This is a genomic window from Microbacterium sp. ZKA21 (assembly GCF_050434165.1).
Lineage (GTDB): Bacteria > Actinomycetota > Actinomycetes > Actinomycetales > Microbacteriaceae > Microbacterium.
In genome coordinates this window covers 177,794-192,444 of record NZ_JBNPVV010000007.1, presented here as the reverse complement: position 1 = coordinate 192,444, position 14,651 = coordinate 177,794, and the positions used below count along the sequence as shown (strand labels likewise).

Here is a 14,651-nt window from a genome sequence, read left to right as displayed (position 1 = left end):
CGCGCTGGGCGTCCGAGACCCGCCTTAGGATGACGATATGGCTGACTCCCTTCCTTCCCTGGCGTTCCTCGGTGCGGGTTCGATGGGCGGTGCGATCCTGCACGGGGTCGTCGCCTCCGGCATCCCTGTCGAAGGCGGCATCGTCGCGACGAATCGCACGGCGCAGAAGGCCGCGGCTCTCGCCGATCTCTCCGGCGTCACGGCGATCGCGCTGGATGAGCATCCGGACGGGAACACGGATGCCGCGGCATCCGCACGGGTCATCCTCATCGGCGTGAAGCCGGCGATGGTGCCGGACCTCCTCCGCGAGATCGCTCCAGTGCTGCGCCCGGATGTGATCGTCGTCAGCCTCGCCGCGGGGGTGACCCTCGCGACGTTCGCCGAGCACCTCGGCGAGGACGCGCGGGTGATCCGTTCGATGCCGAACACTCCGGCCACCGTCGGCAAGGCGGTCACCGGTCTCGCATCCGGCCCGTCCGCCCGCCCGGATGACGTCGCAGTGGTCCGCCGCCTGTTCGAGCTCGTCGGCGCCGTGATCGAGGTCCCCGAGGACATGATCGACGCCCTTTCGACGATCTCCGGTTCGGGCCCCGCCTACGTCTTCCTGCTGATCGAGGAACTCACCAAGGCCGCCATCGGCAAGGGCTTCACCGACGCGGACGCGCGGCTCATGGCCGAGCAGACGTTCATCGGTGCCACGGCCCTTCTCGATGCCTCCGGCGAGGATCCCGCCGAGTTGCGCCGCCGCGTGACGAGTCCGAAGGGCACGACCGAGCGCGCCGTCGCCGTGCTGCAGGACGCGCACCTCGATGCCGTCTTCGCGGAAGCCACGGATGCCGCGCTCGCACGCGCGCGCGAACTCGCCGCAGGCGCCTGACATGGAGCTGCGCTTCGCCGGGCCGGTCTGGTTCTGGCGAGGTCCTGCGCCGTTCCACTTCGTGACGGTGCCCGCGGCCGAAAGCGAGATGATCCACGACGTCGCCGGGATCGTCACCTACGGCTGGGGGATGATCCCGGTGCGGGTCACGGTCGGGTCCACGACGCTGTCGACCTCGCTCTGGCCAAAGGACGGCGGATACATCGTGCCGATCAAGAAGGCGCTGCAGGATTCCGAGTCCATCGCCGTCGACGACGTGATCGAGATCACGCTCGACATCGATGCCTGACGCGAACCGCGAGACGTGGGTTGCGGCCTGAGACTTGGCCAGGGCGACCAAGTCTCAGCCCACAGAGCAAGTTTCGCGGGTGGGAACCGCTCAGCGGTCGAGGCTGGCGAACCGTTCGATGTCGACGTTCGTCCCCGACACGATGATGAGGTCGTGATTCGTGACCACGGTGTCCGCCTCGGCGTAGCGGAACGGCTTGCCTGGACTCTTCACGCCGACGACGGTGACGTTGTACTTCGTGCGCACACCGGACTGGTTGAGACCGACTCCCCGGATGAACTTCGGCGGGTACATCTTCGCGAGCACGAAGTCGTCGTCGAAGCGGATGAAGTCCAGCATCCGGCCGCTGACGAGGTGCGCGACGCGCTCGCCGGCTTCGCGCTCGGGATAGATGACGTGGTTGGCGCCGACGCGCGCGAGGATCTTGCCGTGCGACTGCGACACGGCCTTGGCCCAGATCTGCGGGACTTTCAGGTCGACGAGGTTGGCCGTGATGAGCACGGATGCCTCGATGAGCGAGCCGACCGCGACCACCGCGACCTGGAAGTCCTGCGCGCCGATCTGACGCAGAGCGTCGATGTTGCGGGCGTCCGCCTGGACGGTGTGGGTGACGCGATCGGACCACTTCTGCACGAGTTCGAGGCTGTCGTCGATCGCGAGCACCTCGCGGTCGAGCCGATCCAGCTCGCCGGCGCACGCCGCGCCGAAGCGGCCGAGTCCGATCACGAGGACGGGGGCATCGCCCCGGATGACGTCAACCAACGATCGGCCTTTCCACGGGCAGCGAGTAGAGCTGCGTTCGCGACGTCGCGGCGACCGCCGCGGCGAGTGTCACTGTACCAACGCGTCCCATGAAGATCGTCGCCGCCATCACGTAGGACGCGGAATCCGGCAGCTCCGCGGTGAGTCCGGTCGACAGCCCGACCGTGCCGAAGGCGGAGATGACGTCGAAGAGGACGTGACTGATGTCCGCCTTGGTGATCTGCGCGATCACGATCGTCGACAGGGCGACGATCGTCGCGCCCCAGGCGACGACCGAGAGCGCGACGCGCTGCACATCGCTGGGGATGCGGCGGCCGAAGACCTCGACCGACTGGCGTCCCTTGGCCTCCGACCAGACGGCGATCGCGAGCACGGCGAGAGTGGTCACCTTGATGCCGCCGGCGGTGGATGCCGAGCCGCCGCCGACGAACATGAGCATGGATCCCGCCACGAGCGACGACCCGTTGAGGTCGGCCATGTCGATGACGTTGAAGCCGCCGGAGCGGGTCATGGCGGAGAGGAAGAACGCCTGGAACGTCGTGTCAGCGGCATCCATCGATCCGAACGTCTGCGGATTGTCGTACTCCAGGATCAGGAAGACGACGGCGCCGGCGAAGAACAGGATGATCGTGGTGATCAGCGTCAGTTTGGTGTGCAGCGACCAGCGATTGACGTGCCAGTGGTGCTTGGCGAGCGTGTAGATCACCGGGAACCCGATGCTGCCGAGGAAGACGCTCATCATGAGGACGGTCAGGACGAAGTAGTCGTCCGCGAAGACCGCGACCCCGCCCGCGTTCGGTGCGAATCCGGTGTTGGTGAAGGACATCGCCGCGAAATACGGTGCTTCCCAGAGCGCCACGAGCGGATCGATGCCCGCCATCACGAGCCCCGGATACAGCAGCACGGCGACAACGCCCTCGATGACGAGCGTCGACAGCGCGACGGTGGTCAGCAGCTGACCGACTTCGCCGAGCCGCACGGTCTGCCCCTCGTTGACCGGCCCGCCATGGGCCCGGAGCGGGTTCGTGTCGCCGGCAGCGATCAGCTTGGCGCGCAGACCCAGGCGCTTGGAGATCACCATCCCCATCAGCGACGCCAGCGTCAGCACGCCCATGCCGCCGATGTTCACGCCGATGAAGATGACGACGTGGCCGAACCCGGACCAGTGGGTCGCCATGTCGACGGTCGCCAGGCCTGTCACGCAGATCGTGGAGACCGCGACGAACAGCGCATCCGCGAGTGGCGTGATGGTGCCAGATGCGGACGCGAAGGGCAGCGAGAGCAGTGCCGTGAACACCAGCACCAGGGCGGCGAAGATGACGATCGCGAACCGGGACGGCGACGACGTCACCAGGTGCTTTCCGAGCTGGAACGCGCGCCGCAGGCCATGCCGGGGAGAGACGGCAGACGAGATGCCTGACATCGTTCCCCTTTCTCATCGATCGCTGGACTCGCCCCGCTGAGGAGCCTTCGTCATGGTACTCCGCCCGTGGGACGACTACCCTGATCACATGACCGACATCTTCGACGTGATCGCGGACGGCACGAGGCGAGACATCCTCCAGCTCCTGCTCCGGCGGTCGTCCGATGGGGATGCCGGCACCAGCGTGACCCAGATCGTCAGCGAGCTCGGCATCAGCCAGCCGACGGTGTCGAAGCACCTCAAGGTGCTGCGCGAGGCGGAACTGGTCACGGTGCGCGAGGACGGACAGCGTCGCTATTACAGCCTGGCCATCGAGCCGCTCGAGGTCATCGACGACTGGCTGATGCCGTTCCTCGTCGACGCGTTCGACGATCGGACCGACCTGGAACTCGTCGCGCTCCCCGACGGTGCGGCGCACGCGGCCGAAGCGGTCGGCCGTGCCGCGGCATCCGCCAAGCACGTCGTCCAGAGCGCGCTCAAGCGGCTCGGAGGCTGACGCGGCGAACCCGCCAGACGCGCGCAGCGCCGGACGGGTTCGGATCGGATGCCGCGGTCAGCGCCGTCCGGCCTTCCGGCGGAACAGCCACGCGCCCCAGACGACGGCGACCACGAGGATCGCGACGCACCAGACGATCGCCTGCAGCGGTTCGCTGTCGACAGGGGTCCCCATCAACAGGGCCCTGATCGTCTCGACGATCGGGGTGATCGGCTGGTACTCGGCGATCGGCTGCAGCCACTCGGGCATGCTGGCGACAGGGACGAAGGCGCTCGAAAGGTACGGCAGGAACAGCAGGACGAAGCCGTAGCCGTTCGCGCCCTCCGGCGAGCCCGCGGCCAGCCCGATCGCCGCGAACAGGTACGTGATCGCGAGAATGTACAGCGCGATGAGCGCGCCCGTCGCGACCCACTCGCCGAAGTCGGCGGTCGGTCGGAATCCCACGAGCACGCCGACGCCGATGACGATCGACGTCGCGACGAGGTTGCGGATCAGGCTCGCCACCACGTGACCGGTGAGCACCGCCCCCGCGCGCAGCGGCATGGTGCGGAACCTGTCGATGATGCCGGTGCGCATGTCGTTGGCGACGTACACCGCGGTCGACGACGCGCCGAACCCGGCGCACGTCAGGATGATGCCCGGCACCACGTAGTCGACGTACGCGCCGGACGGATCGATGGCGCCGCCGAACACCCACGTGAACATCAGCATGAGCATCACGGGCAGCAGGATCGCCATGAGCAGCGATTCGCCATCGCGCAGCGAATGCCGCAGGCTCCGCCCGACGAAGATCGCCTCGGCGGTCGCGCCGCGCAGCCGAGGACGGAGAGCGGGGACGGATGGGGCCGCCGGTGCGACGGTCAGGCCGGTCATGCGGACTCCTTCATGGATTCGGCGCCCACCAGCGCTTCGGAGGTCGGGCGGTCGGTCGCGGTCAGGGTGAGGAAGACGTCGTCCAGGGTGGGGCGGCGCAGGCTCACGGTGCCCGCTGCTCCCTGCTCGTCCAGCAGGTCGAGCGCACGGCGCAGGCCCGGCAGAGTGCCATCGGTCGCGACCTCGCGGATCAGGTCGCCGTGCACGTCGTGCACTTCGACGGTGTCACCGCCGATCCGCGACTTCAGCTGGTCCGCGGTGCCGAGTGCCACGATGCGTCCGTCGTTCAGGACGGCGATCCGGTCGGCGAGCTGGTCGGCCTCCTCGAGGTACTGCGTGGTCAGGAACACGGTGGTCCCGGCATCCGCCATCGCACGGATGATCTCCCACAGATCGCGCCGGCTGCGGGTGTCGAGTCCGGTGGTCGGCTCGTCGAGGAACAGGATCTCCGGCGTGATGACGAAGCTCAGCGCGAGGTCCAGACGCCGCCGCATGCCACCGGAGTAGGTGCGCACCGCGCGGGACGCGGCGTCGGCCAGTCCGAAGCGCTCGAGCAGTTCGGTGGAGCGACGGCGCGCTGCCGCGCGGCCGAGGCCGGAGAGCCGGCCGAACATCACGACGTTCTCGGTCGCGGTGAGGGCGTCGTCGACGGCGGCCGATTGGCCCGTCAGACTGATCCGCTGCTGGACGGCGGTCGGGTCGGTGCGGACGTCGAATCCGCCGACGGACACGATGCCGGCATCGGGCCGCGTGAGCGTTGTGAGGATGTTGATGGCGGTGGTCTTGCCTGCGCCGTTCGGGCCGAGCAGCGCGAACACCTCGCCGGGGGCGACCGCCAGGTCGATCCCGGCGAGGACGACGTGATCGCCGAAGCGCTTGTGCAGGCCCGTGATCTCGATCGCTGGGGTGGGCATGAGCGTGATTCCTTTCTGTGGAGCGCATAAACTGTGTACGTCGGATACAACTGTGTATGACCATAACACACGGTTTAGCAAATAAACAGAAGTAGGATGGCGGCATGACCAACGAGGAACTTCCGGAGCTGCCTCGCGGGATCGCGCTGGCCTGGGGCGTCGCGGCGAACCCGCAGCGCGGGCCCAAACGCGAGATGAGTGTGGAGCGGATCGTCGAGGCCGCGGTGGAACTGGCTGATGCGGACGGGATCGGCGCAGTGTCGATGGCGGCCGTGGCGGCGAAGCTCGGCTTCACGCCGATGTCGCTCTACCGGTACGTCAGTGCGAAGGACGACCTGCTGCTGCTGATGCAGGAGGAAGCGACCGGTCTGCCTCCGGAGGCGCATCGCGAGGAGGAGGGCTGGCGGAACAGGCTCCGCGCACTGTTCGAAGCGCAGGTGCTCATCTATCTGCGCCACCCGTGGATCCTGGCGCTCCCGATCACCGGGTCACCGATCACCCCCAACAGCTCGGCGTGGATCGATGCCGGCCTCGAGTCGCTCGCCGACACCCCGCTGACCGAGTCCGAACGGCTGGCTGTCGCGCTCGCGATGACCGGTCAGGCGCGCTGGTACGGGGTGGTCCTCGCGGGGTACTCGGAGCAGTCGCGCGTCACCGGTCTCACGGCGGACGAGGTCTCGGCTCGGGAATCCGCACTGTTCGACCGCGTGATCTCGGTGGACGAGTACCCGCACCTGCGCCGGGCGATCGACGCCGGGGTGTTCGTCGATCAGCAGGATCCGTTCCGATTCGCGACCGAGCGCCTGCTCGACGGCATCGGCATGTACATCGACGCACTCGATCGCGGCGACGAGCACGCATCGATCCAGGAGTGGCTCGCGGTCGAGAAGGCGGAGCTCGCCGGAGACAAGAAGTATCGCGAAGCGCAGAAGGCGGTGCGGGATGCGGAGAAGGCGCTGCGCGACGCGCGCAAGCACGAGCGCCAGGCGCTGCGCGATGCGCGTGAACGCCTCGCGCGCAGCTGACAGCCACACAGGTCACAGCAGTCACGTGGGTTTACACGCGTGACATGTTCGCCCTAGAGTGTGCTTCAGCAGAAAGGGGTACAGGGGATGCCCGAAGTTCCAGACGTTCGCTTCCTGACGGTCGCCGAAGTCGCCGAGATCATGCGCGTGTCGAAGATGACCGTGTACCGGCTCGTGCACTCGGGCGACCTGCCGGCGATCCGATTCGGCCGCAGCTACCGCGTGCCGGAGTCGGCCGTGGCCGATGCGATGCAGCGCCCGATCGCCGATGCCGGCTGAACGGATGCAGGCGTGACCGGCGCACCGTGTTCGGTTTGCTAGACTGATCCGAGGCATTTTTCCGTGCCCGTACCCGGGTGTCCCGAATTGTGCGACATCCAGCCCCTGACGTAGTGAGGTTTCCGTGGGTTCTGTCATCAAGAAGCGCCGCAAGCGCATGGCGAAGAAGAAGCACCGCAAGCTGCTTCGCAAGACTCGCCACCAGCGCCGCAACAAGAAGTAAGCGGCCCAGACACGAGCGCCCCCGACTGCTCCTCGAGCGAGTCGACAGGGGGCGCTTTGTGTCTCTCCCGTGAGCCCGGCCAGAGCGCCCCGTCCCTGAGGAAGCAATGAAGTCGATCACCGTCGCCGAACTCGCCGAGAGGTCGGACACCCCGCTCATCGACGTCCGCGAGCGCGATGAATTCGCCCGCGGACACGTCCCCGGAGCGGTGAACATCCCGCTGTCCGAGATCGGCAACCGCCTCGAGGAACTGCCGGCCGAGGCGTTCCACGTCATCTGCCAGATCGGCGGTCGCTCGGCGCGCGTCGTCGAGGCCCTCGAGGCCCGCGGCTACGACGTGACCAACGTCGACGGCGGCACGGGGGAGTGGGTCGCGCAGGGGCGCGAGATCGCGATCCCGTCAGCGTGACCACGCTCACCATCATCGGCAAGCCCGACTGCCACCTCTGCGACGTCGCCCACGAGGTCGTGGATGCCGTGATCGCCGAACTCCCGGACGAGGCGGCGGATCGTGTCGAGATCGTCGAGGCCTCGATCCAGAACGACCCCGCACTGTACGAGCTGTGGTGGGAGAAGATCCCGGTGCTCCTGATCGACGGCGAACTGCATGCGCACTGGCGGGTGTCGCCCGATCGGCTGCGCGAGAGACTGGAGAAGGCATGACCATCCGACACGTCGTCACGTGGAAGCTCGCCAGCGAGGATGCCGCGGAGCGCGCTGCCCAGGCCGCCGAGGTCGCGCGGCGGCTGAACGCCCTCGCAGGCGTCGTCCCCGAGCTGCTCTCGATCTCGGCGGGCGCGAACAGTCTGTATCCCGACGCGAACTGGGACGTCACCCTCGTCTCGGACTTCGCGGATGCCGCGGCGCTCGAGGCATATCAGGTGCACCCCGCGCACGAGGAGGCCGCCGGGTACATCAGATCCGTCGTGTCGGGGCGGGTCGCCGTCGACTTCGAGATCTGAGCGCGGGACCCAGTACCACACCTGCTGAAACCGAAACGTAACCTCGCAGCGGCGAATATCCACGGTCATCGGCTCCGCGACGTGTTTAGATGTGTTCACCCACACGTCAGCGGGCGTCCTCGCCCCATCACTCTGGAGCGATCATGACCCGTCGTCGCACCCTCGTCACCGGAGTCGCCCTCGCGGCCGCATCCGTGTTCTTCCTCGCCGGCTGCGCCGGTGGGACCGACCCCGGAGCGCAGGCTCCGGACGGCGGCGCGGACTACGGACTCGTCGAAGCGGGAACGCTGACCGTCTGCTCGGATGTTCCCTACCCGCCGTTCGAGGACTTCGACGACACCACGGACAGCGGCTTCACGGGCTTCGACATCGACCTGCTGACGGCGGTCGCCGAGAAGCTCGACCTGAAGATCGCGGTGCAGGACACGGGCTTCGACGCGCTGCAGTCCGGTACGACGCTGCTCGCGGGCACGTGCGACATCGGTGCCTCAGCCATGACCATCACCGATGAGCGCAAGGCGAACATCGACTTCTCCGACCCGTACTACGACTCGCTGCAGTCGCTGATGGTGCCCGCCGATTCCGACATCAAGTCGATCGACGATCTCGCCGGCAAGACGGTCGGCGTCCAGCAGGGCACGACGGGCGAGGCCTACACGACCGACAATGCGCCGGAGGGCACCGAGATCGTGCGCCTGCCGTCCGACGGCGAGCTGTGGCCGGCGATCCAGGCGGGTCAGGTCGATGCCATCCTGCAGGACCTTCCGGTGAACGTCGAACACGTGCGTGCCGATGACACGTACACGATCGTCGAGGAGTACGACACCGAGGAGTCCTACGGCTTCGCCTTCGCGAAGGACGAGAAGACCGAGCTGCTCGAAGCGGTGAACGGTGCACTCGCCGATCTGCGCGACGACGGCACCTACCAGGAGATCTACGACTCCTACTTCGCCGCCGAGTGATCCGCTTCCACCGGTACGACGGAGTACGACGATGGCGATGAAACGCAGGACCAGGCAGCGCCTGTATCGTCTGGCGATGTACGCCCTCTTCGTCGCCGTCGTCGGATGGGCGATCCTGGCGACGGACTGGCCGCGCTTCAGCAAGCAGTTCCTCAACCCCGAGGTCGCGGCCGGCCTGTTCCCGGACATCGTCACGGTGGCGCTGGTCAACACGCTGCTGTACACCCTGATCGGATTCGCCGGCGGCGCAATTCTCGGCATCCTGCTCGCGATCCTCAAGCTCTCCAGCATCCTGCCGTTCCGCTGGTTCGCGACCGCGTGGATCGAGCTGTTCCGGGGGCTCCCCGCACTGCTGACGATCTTCGCCGTCGCGTTCATGCTGCCGATCGGACTCGGGATCAAGGTCCCGGGCGGTCCGGCGGCGCAGGGCGTGGTCGGTCTGATCATGGTCGCCTCGGCGTACATGGCCGAGGTCATCCGCGCCGGCATCCAGGCGGTGCCGAAGGGGCAGACCGAGGCATCCAGATCGCTGGGCATGTCGCCGACCAAGACGATGTTCTGGGTCGTGCTGCCGCAGGGGTTCCGCATCATCATCCCGCCGCTCACGAATGAATTCGTGCTGCTGCTCAAGGACACCTCGCTGGTCTACATCGCCGGTACGACGATCATGTCGCGCGAGCTGACCACATTCGCGCGCGACAGTTCGTCGGCGACGGCGAACGGCACGGCGCTCGTCGTGGCCGCGGCGCTCTACCTGATCGTGACCATCCCGCTGACGCGCCTGGCCGCGTGGCTCGAACGACGACTGGCGAGGCAGCGATGAGCACGGATCTGATCGACATCCACGCTCCGGCGATCGAGGCCCGCGGCCTGGTGAAGACCTTCGGCGACAACGAGGTGCTCAAGGGCATCGATCTGATCGTGTCGGCCGGTGAGGTCGTCTGCGTGATCGGGCCATCCGGCTCGGGCAAGTCCACCCTGCTGCGCTCGGTGAATCTCCTGGAGGAGCCCACCGGCGGGAAGATCCTGATCGAGGGGATCGACATCCTCGATGAGGGCACCGACATCGACCGGGTCCGCACGCGCATCGGCATGGTGTTCCAGAGCTTCAACCTGTTCCCGCACCTCGACGTGCTCGGAAACCTGACGCTCGCGCAGCGCCGGGTGCTGAAGAGAGCCAAAGCGGATGCCGAGAAGGTCGCCCGCGAGATGCTCGACCGGGTCGGGCTGGCCGACAAGGTCGATGCGTATCCGGGGCACCTGTCCGGCGGCCAGCAGCAGCGCGTGGCGATCGCGCGGGCGCTGTGCATGAACCCGGACATGATGCTCTTCGACGAGCCGACGTCCGCGCTCGACCCCGAGCTCGTCGGCGAGGTGCTGCAGGTCATGCGGACGCTCGCCGAAGAGGGGATGACGATGCTCGTCGTGACCCACGAGATGGGGTTCGCGCGCGAGGTCGGATCCCGCCTGATCTTCATGGACGGCGGCGTGATCGTCGAGGAGGGCGACCCGCGCGCGGTGCTCACCGACCCGCAGCATCAGCGGACGAAGGACTTCCTCTCGCGGGTGCTGTAGCCGCGGTCGCTCGTCAGGCTGACTCGCGCAGCACCAGCCGGTGACTGACGACCCGATGCGCGTCGACGCCGGCATCCCCGTCCGAGAGCGCGACGGCCAGTTCGAGCGTGTGGCGGGCGACCTCGTCGAGGTCGACGGCGAGCGTCGTGAGCGTCGGCGCGACGAGCGTGCCGATCGAGAGGCCGTCGACGCCGGCCACGCGGATGTCGCCGGGGACGTCGAGTCCGGCGTGCCGGCACGCCGACAGCACGCCGAAGGCCATGAGGTCGTTGAACGCGAGGATCGCATCCGGACGTGCGCTTCGGCGGATGATCTGGGCGGCGACGGCCGAGGCGTGCTCCGGCGTGGAGGCGGCGGCGTGGACGAGTTCGGGCGCGAGGCCGCGGCGTTCGAGCGCGGCGATCATCTCGAGCCCGCGACCGCTTGCGGCGTGGGGCTCCGACGCGTCCAGCACGACGGGACGCCGCGTGCCGACCGCGGCGAGGTGGGCCGCGAGGTCGTCGATCGCGGCGGCGGGGTCCAGGAGCACTCCGGGGTGCGGCGACTCGTCGCCGGCGTCGAGGAGGATGAGCGGCGTCGTGCCGAACCGGAGCCCCCACTCCGGACCCCACGCGCCGAGATAGCCGACGACGACATCCACCTGCGCATGCAGCGAGTGCAGCATCCGGTCGGCGGCCCCGGCCAGACCGATGTCGACCAGCGAGACGCTCCATCCGTCGACGGCCGCACGACGGACCATCGCTGCGGCGAGCTCCGGCGAGTACGGATTGCGCAGATCGCTGACGACCAGACCGAGCTGGCGATCGCCGCCGGTGACCAGCCCTCGGCCGAAGCGGGACGGTCGATAGGAGAGCGCGCTCGCGGCATCGAGGACGCGGCGCTTGGTCTCGGCGCTGATGCCCGGCATGTCGTTGATCGCGCGGGTGACCGTCTGACGCGAGACGCCCGCGGCTGCGGCGACGTCGAGGATGGTCGCCCGACGGCGGGGCGATCCCTCAGCGGGATCGCCCCGCTCGGTCAGCTGCCCAGGTTCAGCCATGCCACCTCTTCGGCCGTGAGATCGACGGTGAGTCCCCGCATCGACGAGCGGGTCTCCTCGATCGTACGGGGTCCGAAGAGGGGGAACGTGGGGAACGGCTGCGCCAGGACGTAGGCGAGCGCGATCGCCGTCGTCGGTACCCCGCGCTCGGCACCGAGGTGCTCTGCGCGGCGCAGACGCTCGAAGTTGTCGTCGCTGTAATAGCAGCGCACGAGCTCGGGATCGCTGAGATCGTCCGGGTGGGCGCGGCCGGCGAAGAAGCCGCGCGCCTGAGACGACCAGGGCAGGAGGGGGAGCTGCCGCTCCTCGAGCCAGCGTCGGGACGCGGCATCCGTCACGTGAACGCACCCCGCCCACGGCACGTCGTAGGCTTCGGCGAGTCCGAAGTGGTCGCTGACGACGCCGAACCCCTGACGGCCGTTCGCCGCGGCGTAGGCGTTGGCCTCGTCGATGCGCTCCGGAGTCCAGTTCGAACCGCCGAACACGCGGATGCGCCCCGCGCGCGCATGTTCGTCGAGGACATCGACGAACTCCCCGACGGGGACATCCGGGTTGTCGCGGTGGAGCATATAGATGTCGGCGTAGTCGGTGCCCTGTCGTTCCAGGCTCTCGATCAGCTGACGAGACACGGATTCCGGGTCGCAGTGCGGCGTGTGCCCGCCCTTGGTGATGACCACGACCTCCTCGCGGATGCCGCGGTTCGCGATCCAGCGTCCGAGGCGCCGCTCGAGGTCGCCGTCGCCGTAGATGTAGGCGGTGTCGAAGACGTTGCCGCCCTGCTCGGCGTAGACGTCGAAGACCGCCGAGGCATGTGCGAGGTTCGGCTGGTTGTCGACGCCCATCACGAGCCGCGAGACGCGCTTGTCGATGCCGGGGATCTCCCCGTACTGCATGACCGTCGCGGTGCTCCCGCCGGATGCCGCGCGGACCGGCGGGATGTCGACGTCATCGGCCTCGAAGGCGTACTGCAGTCCGATCGCGGCGCGCCACCGGTCGAGCGTGCGCGCGGTCGCCAGCGTCTCGGCCGACGTCATCTCGGGTGCATCCGCGCGGCCTTCACGGAGGGCCGCGATGGTGGCGTCCGCCTCGAGACCGTAGGCGTCCGTCGCATCGATCGTGATGGTGCGGACGCCGTCGGTCGCGGCGATCTCGATCGTGGTGTCGCCCGCGGGCACCCACGGCTCCGCGATGCGGATGCTGCCGCGCTCGCCCAGGATCGTCACCGTGTTCTCGGCCGGTGCCATGACACCCGTGGTGAGCGTCGCCGTGATGCCGCTGCGGTAGGTCGCCTTCGCGACGGTCCACTCGTCGACGCCGGTGGGGCCCAGGGTTCCGGATGCCGTCAGCTCGACGGGCTCGGACGCGTGCACGCCATCGGCGGCATCCACGATCGCAGCGGCCATCGTGGTCGGGTAGCCGCCGACGTCGAGGATTCCGCCGCCGGCGACGGCCGGGTCGAACAGCCTTCCGGCTCGCTCGCCGACCCGGAAGGCGAAGGATGCGTCGATGTGCGTGACCCGTCCGATCGCGCCCTCGCGGACGAGGTCGAGCACGGCGCGCGTCTGCGGGTGGAAGCGGTACATGTACGCCTCGACGAGCGGGACGCCGGCCTGGCGTGCGGCATCGACGAGCGCCATCGTCGTGCCGTGGTTCACGGACAGCGGCTTCTCGCACAGCACGGCCTTGCCTGCGGCGATCGCCTCGAGCACGAGGGCGGGATGCCCGGTGTGCACGCTGGAGACGTACACGGCGTCGACGCGCGGGTCGGCGAGGGCCTGCGCGTAGCCGTCCGCCGTCACATCGACGGCGCCCTGCTGCTGCGCCTCATCGGCGAACGCACGGGCGCGCGAACTGTCGGAACTGCCGACCGCGACGAGTTCGCCGTCGCTGGAGGCGAGGCCGGCGAGGAATCGTCGAGCGATGCCCCCCGGGCCGAGCACGGCCCATCCGCCGGTGCGTGTGCGGGTGTCTTCGACTGCGAGCTGAGGGGTCACCATTGTCCTTTCGAGCAGGATGCGTGAACGTTCACGGGCTTGTCACGATAGTCTCGCGCCGGGCCGCAGTCAAGAACTCCGTGAACGCTCACGAGACGGGGGATGCTCGCGCCGGGCACAGCAGAGGGCCCCTGCCGCGGCATCCGCGGCAGGGGCCCTGGTCACCGCCTCAGCCGTCGACCTCGACGACCTCGGCGTCGGCCGCATTGCGCCGGACCGAGTCGATCCCGTTCAGTGCGCCCGCCTTCGATGCGTAGCCCTGGCCGGTCGCGATGACCTCGCCGTTGCCGGCCTTGAGGCGGAACCGGTAGTCTCCGCCCTTGTCCTGATACAGCTCGAATCTGCCTGCCACGAGGCATCCTTCCCCTGGGTGATGGGCGCCGAGAGGTCACCCGCGTCACACGGTAGCGGGCGCGGGATGCTGAGCGGAAGAGCGCGACCCCGGGACAGAACCTGCTTGACTGTGCGCATGACGCAACTGCCGCAGACGATCGACGTGAATGGAATCGCCCTCGACCGACTGGACGCACCCGAGGACATCGCCTGCTGGAGCGGCGCGTTCGACGGCGGCGAGATCACTCTGCTGATCGAGCCGGCGGACGAGCCGTCCGCTCAGGCTCTGGATGCCGCGGTCGGTGCCATCGCGGACTTCGACGAGCTCCGGACCGTCGCAGAGCAGTTCCTCGTCACAGAGCTCGGCGGGGACCGGTGGGATCTCCCTGCCGGTCAGCGCGCGCTGCTCACTCGGCAACCGGCGCCGTTCGATGAGCCCGAGGTCGTGGTGTGGCAGGACGGCACGTGGATGATCCGCTTCGCGGAGAGCCCGCTCGCGATCGCGGAGGAGTACGGCATCGGCGTACTGTTCGCCGGGCGCACCCCCGTGTCTGTGGAGGACCTGTCCGACGCCGACGAGGCGTGACTTCCCGTCCGCGAGACCTCTCCTGAATGGCGAGACCCC

The 14,651-nt window shown here is 68.4% G+C and carries 20 protein-coding genes; 13 read left to right on the top strand and 7 right to left on the bottom strand.

Going from position 1 to position 14,651, the window contains the following annotated elements; translation table 11 throughout:
- Positions 1 to 37: 37 nt before the first annotated feature.
- Together proC and M2317_RS15005 are read left to right on the top strand one after the other, a co-directional pair.
- Positions 38 to 877: a pyrroline-5-carboxylate reductase gene (gene proC / locus M2317_RS15010; RefSeq protein ID WP_429461493.1), complete on the top strand. Its 840-nt coding sequence runs from the start codon at positions 38 to 40 to the stop codon at positions 875 to 877.
- A complete protein-coding gene (locus M2317_RS15005) occupies positions 834 to 1,166 on the top strand; it encodes a DUF1905 domain-containing protein (protein WP_429461492.1) in 333 nt (110 codons plus the stop codon). Before proC ends, M2317_RS15005 begins: the two co-directional genes overlap by 44 nt.
- Before the next feature lie 90 nt (positions 1,167 to 1,256).
- Here the strand turns inward: M2317_RS15005 and M2317_RS15000 are convergent, their stop codons facing one another.
- Both M2317_RS15000 and M2317_RS14995 read right to left on the bottom strand, forming a co-directional pair.
- Positions 1,257 to 1,928 carry a potassium channel family protein gene (locus tag M2317_RS15000; RefSeq protein WP_120227783.1) on the bottom strand — a complete coding sequence of 224 codons (672 nt, stop codon included), beginning with the start codon at positions 1,926 to 1,928 and terminating at the stop codon, positions 1,257 to 1,259.
- On the bottom strand, positions 1,921 to 3,351 hold the full coding sequence (locus tag M2317_RS14995) for a TrkH family potassium uptake protein (protein WP_429461489.1): 1,431 nt from the start codon (positions 3,349 to 3,351) through the stop codon (positions 1,921 to 1,923). Before M2317_RS14995 ends, M2317_RS15000 begins: the two co-directional genes overlap by 8 nt.
- Positions 3,352 to 3,439: 88 nt before the next feature.
- Here M2317_RS14995 and M2317_RS14990 point away from each other — a divergent pair, with 88 nt between their 5' ends.
- Positions 3,440 to 3,847: an ArsR/SmtB family transcription factor gene (locus M2317_RS14990; RefSeq protein ID WP_429461487.1), complete on the top strand. Its 408-nt coding sequence runs from the start codon at positions 3,440 to 3,442 to the stop codon at positions 3,845 to 3,847.
- A 57-nt stretch (positions 3,848 to 3,904) separates the two neighbouring features.
- Here M2317_RS14990 and M2317_RS14985 read toward each other — a convergent pair whose 3' ends face one another.
- Positions 3,905 to 4,720, bottom strand: coding sequence for an ABC transporter permease (locus M2317_RS14985; protein ID WP_429461485.1), 816 nt, complete (start codon positions 4,718 to 4,720; stop codon positions 3,905 to 3,907).
- Positions 4,717 to 5,634 carry an ATP-binding cassette domain-containing protein gene (locus M2317_RS14980; protein ID WP_429461483.1) on the bottom strand — a complete coding sequence of 306 codons (918 nt, stop codon included), beginning with the start codon at positions 5,632 to 5,634 and terminating at the stop codon, positions 4,717 to 4,719. The genes M2317_RS14985 and M2317_RS14980 overlap by 4 nt, the downstream gene beginning before the upstream one ends.
- Positions 5,635 to 5,738: 104 nt before the next feature.
- Here M2317_RS14980 and M2317_RS14975 point away from each other — a divergent pair, with 104 nt between their 5' ends.
- The 9 genes from M2317_RS14975 to M2317_RS14935 all read left to right on the top strand — a co-directional run bounded on the left by M2317_RS14975 (position 5,739) and on the right by M2317_RS14935 (position 10,660).
- A complete protein-coding gene (locus M2317_RS14975; RefSeq protein WP_429461481.1) occupies positions 5,739 to 6,659 on the top strand; it encodes a TetR/AcrR family transcriptional regulator in 921 nt (306 codons plus the stop codon).
- An 87-nt stretch (positions 6,660 to 6,746) separates the two neighbouring features.
- Positions 6,747 to 6,938, top strand: coding sequence for a helix-turn-helix domain-containing protein (locus M2317_RS14970; protein WP_429461479.1), 192 nt, complete (start codon positions 6,747 to 6,749; stop codon positions 6,936 to 6,938).
- Positions 6,939 to 7,062: 124 nt separating this feature from the next.
- Complete coding sequence (locus tag M2317_RS14965; protein ID WP_003792170.1) at positions 7,063 to 7,161, top strand: 30S ribosomal protein bS22; 99 nt, start codon at positions 7,063 to 7,065, stop codon at positions 7,159 to 7,161.
- Between the two features lie 106 nt (positions 7,162 to 7,267).
- Complete coding sequence (locus M2317_RS14960; protein WP_429461478.1) at positions 7,268 to 7,570, top strand: rhodanese-like domain-containing protein; 303 nt, start codon at positions 7,268 to 7,270, stop codon at positions 7,568 to 7,570.
- On the top strand, positions 7,567 to 7,824 hold the full coding sequence (locus M2317_RS14955) for a glutaredoxin family protein (protein ID WP_429461476.1): 258 nt from the start codon (positions 7,567 to 7,569) through the stop codon (positions 7,822 to 7,824). Before M2317_RS14960 ends, M2317_RS14955 begins: the two co-directional genes overlap by 4 nt.
- Entirely contained in the window at positions 7,821 to 8,123 is a 303-nt protein-coding gene (locus M2317_RS14950) for a Dabb family protein (RefSeq protein WP_429461475.1), read from the top strand. Before M2317_RS14955 ends, M2317_RS14950 begins: the two co-directional genes overlap by 4 nt.
- Before the next feature lie 143 nt (positions 8,124 to 8,266).
- A complete protein-coding gene (locus M2317_RS14945) occupies positions 8,267 to 9,085 on the top strand; it encodes a transporter substrate-binding domain-containing protein (protein ID WP_429461473.1) in 819 nt (272 codons plus the stop codon).
- A 31-nt stretch (positions 9,086 to 9,116) separates the two neighbouring features.
- Positions 9,117 to 9,908: an amino acid ABC transporter permease gene (locus M2317_RS14940; protein WP_429461471.1), complete on the top strand. Its 792-nt coding sequence runs from the start codon at positions 9,117 to 9,119 to the stop codon at positions 9,906 to 9,908.
- A complete protein-coding gene (locus tag M2317_RS14935; RefSeq protein WP_429461469.1) occupies positions 9,905 to 10,660 on the top strand; it encodes an amino acid ABC transporter ATP-binding protein in 756 nt (251 codons plus the stop codon). Before M2317_RS14940 ends, M2317_RS14935 begins: the two co-directional genes overlap by 4 nt.
- A gap of 13 nt (positions 10,661 to 10,673) precedes the next feature.
- Here M2317_RS14935 and M2317_RS14930 read toward each other — a convergent pair whose 3' ends face one another.
- The 3 genes from M2317_RS14930 to M2317_RS14920 form a co-directional block, all read right to left on the bottom strand.
- Entirely contained in the window at positions 10,674 to 11,699 is a 1,026-nt protein-coding gene (locus M2317_RS14930) for a LacI family DNA-binding transcriptional regulator (RefSeq protein WP_429461467.1), read from the bottom strand.
- Positions 11,678 to 13,693: an aldo/keto reductase gene (locus M2317_RS14925; RefSeq protein ID WP_429461465.1), complete on the bottom strand. Its 2,016-nt coding sequence runs from the start codon at positions 13,691 to 13,693 to the stop codon at positions 11,678 to 11,680. Before M2317_RS14925 ends, M2317_RS14930 begins: the two co-directional genes overlap by 22 nt.
- Before the next feature lie 169 nt (positions 13,694 to 13,862).
- A complete protein-coding gene (locus tag M2317_RS14920; protein ID WP_429461464.1) occupies positions 13,863 to 14,045 on the bottom strand; it encodes a YegP family protein in 183 nt (60 codons plus the stop codon).
- Between the two features lie 117 nt (positions 14,046 to 14,162).
- On the opposite strand from M2317_RS14920, the gene M2317_RS14915 reads away from it, so the two are divergent.
- The gene (locus M2317_RS14915; RefSeq protein WP_429461463.1) at positions 14,163 to 14,612 is read left to right on the top strand and encodes a hypothetical protein; all 450 of its coding nucleotides are present in this window, start codon (positions 14,163 to 14,165) and stop codon (positions 14,610 to 14,612) included.
- Positions 14,613 to 14,651 lie beyond the last annotated feature (39 nt).

Coding starts and splice junctions, on each gene's coding strand:
- M2317_RS15005 (WP_429461492.1), top strand. CDS start 834: ATGCCGCGCTCGCACGCGCGCGCGAACTCGCCGCAGGCGCCTGACATG.
- M2317_RS14935 (WP_429461469.1), top strand. CDS start 9,905: ATGAGCACGGATCTGATCGACATCCACGCTCCGGCGATCGAGGCCCGC.
- M2317_RS14995 (WP_429461489.1), bottom strand. CDS start 3,351: ATGTCAGGCATCTCGTCTGCCGTCTCTCCCCGGCATGGCCTGCGGCGC.
- M2317_RS14940 (WP_429461471.1), top strand. CDS start 9,117: ATGGCGATGAAACGCAGGACCAGGCAGCGCCTGTATCGTCTGGCGATG.
- M2317_RS14960 (WP_429461478.1), top strand. CDS start 7,268: ATGAAGTCGATCACCGTCGCCGAACTCGCCGAGAGGTCGGACACCCCG.
- M2317_RS14985 (WP_429461485.1), bottom strand. CDS start 4,720: ATGACCGGCCTGACCGTCGCACCGGCGGCCCCATCCGTCCCCGCTCTC.
- M2317_RS14945 (WP_429461473.1), top strand. CDS start 8,267: ATGACCCGTCGTCGCACCCTCGTCACCGGAGTCGCCCTCGCGGCCGCA.
- M2317_RS14975 (WP_429461481.1), top strand. CDS start 5,739: ATGACCAACGAGGAACTTCCGGAGCTGCCTCGCGGGATCGCGCTGGCC.
- M2317_RS14990 (WP_429461487.1), top strand. CDS start 3,440: ATGACCGACATCTTCGACGTGATCGCGGACGGCACGAGGCGAGACATC.
- M2317_RS14950 (WP_429461475.1), top strand. CDS start 7,821: ATGACCATCCGACACGTCGTCACGTGGAAGCTCGCCAGCGAGGATGCC.
- proC (WP_429461493.1), top strand. CDS start 38: ATGGCTGACTCCCTTCCTTCCCTGGCGTTCCTCGGTGCGGGTTCGATG.
- M2317_RS14915 (WP_429461463.1), top strand. CDS start 14,163: ATGACGCAACTGCCGCAGACGATCGACGTGAATGGAATCGCCCTCGAC.
- M2317_RS14980 (WP_429461483.1), bottom strand. CDS start 5,634: ATGCCCACCCCAGCGATCGAGATCACGGGCCTGCACAAGCGCTTCGGC.
- M2317_RS14930 (WP_429461467.1), bottom strand. CDS start 11,699: ATGGCTGAACCTGGGCAGCTGACCGAGCGGGGCGATCCCGCTGAGGGA.
- M2317_RS14970 (WP_429461479.1), top strand. CDS start 6,747: ATGCCCGAAGTTCCAGACGTTCGCTTCCTGACGGTCGCCGAAGTCGCC.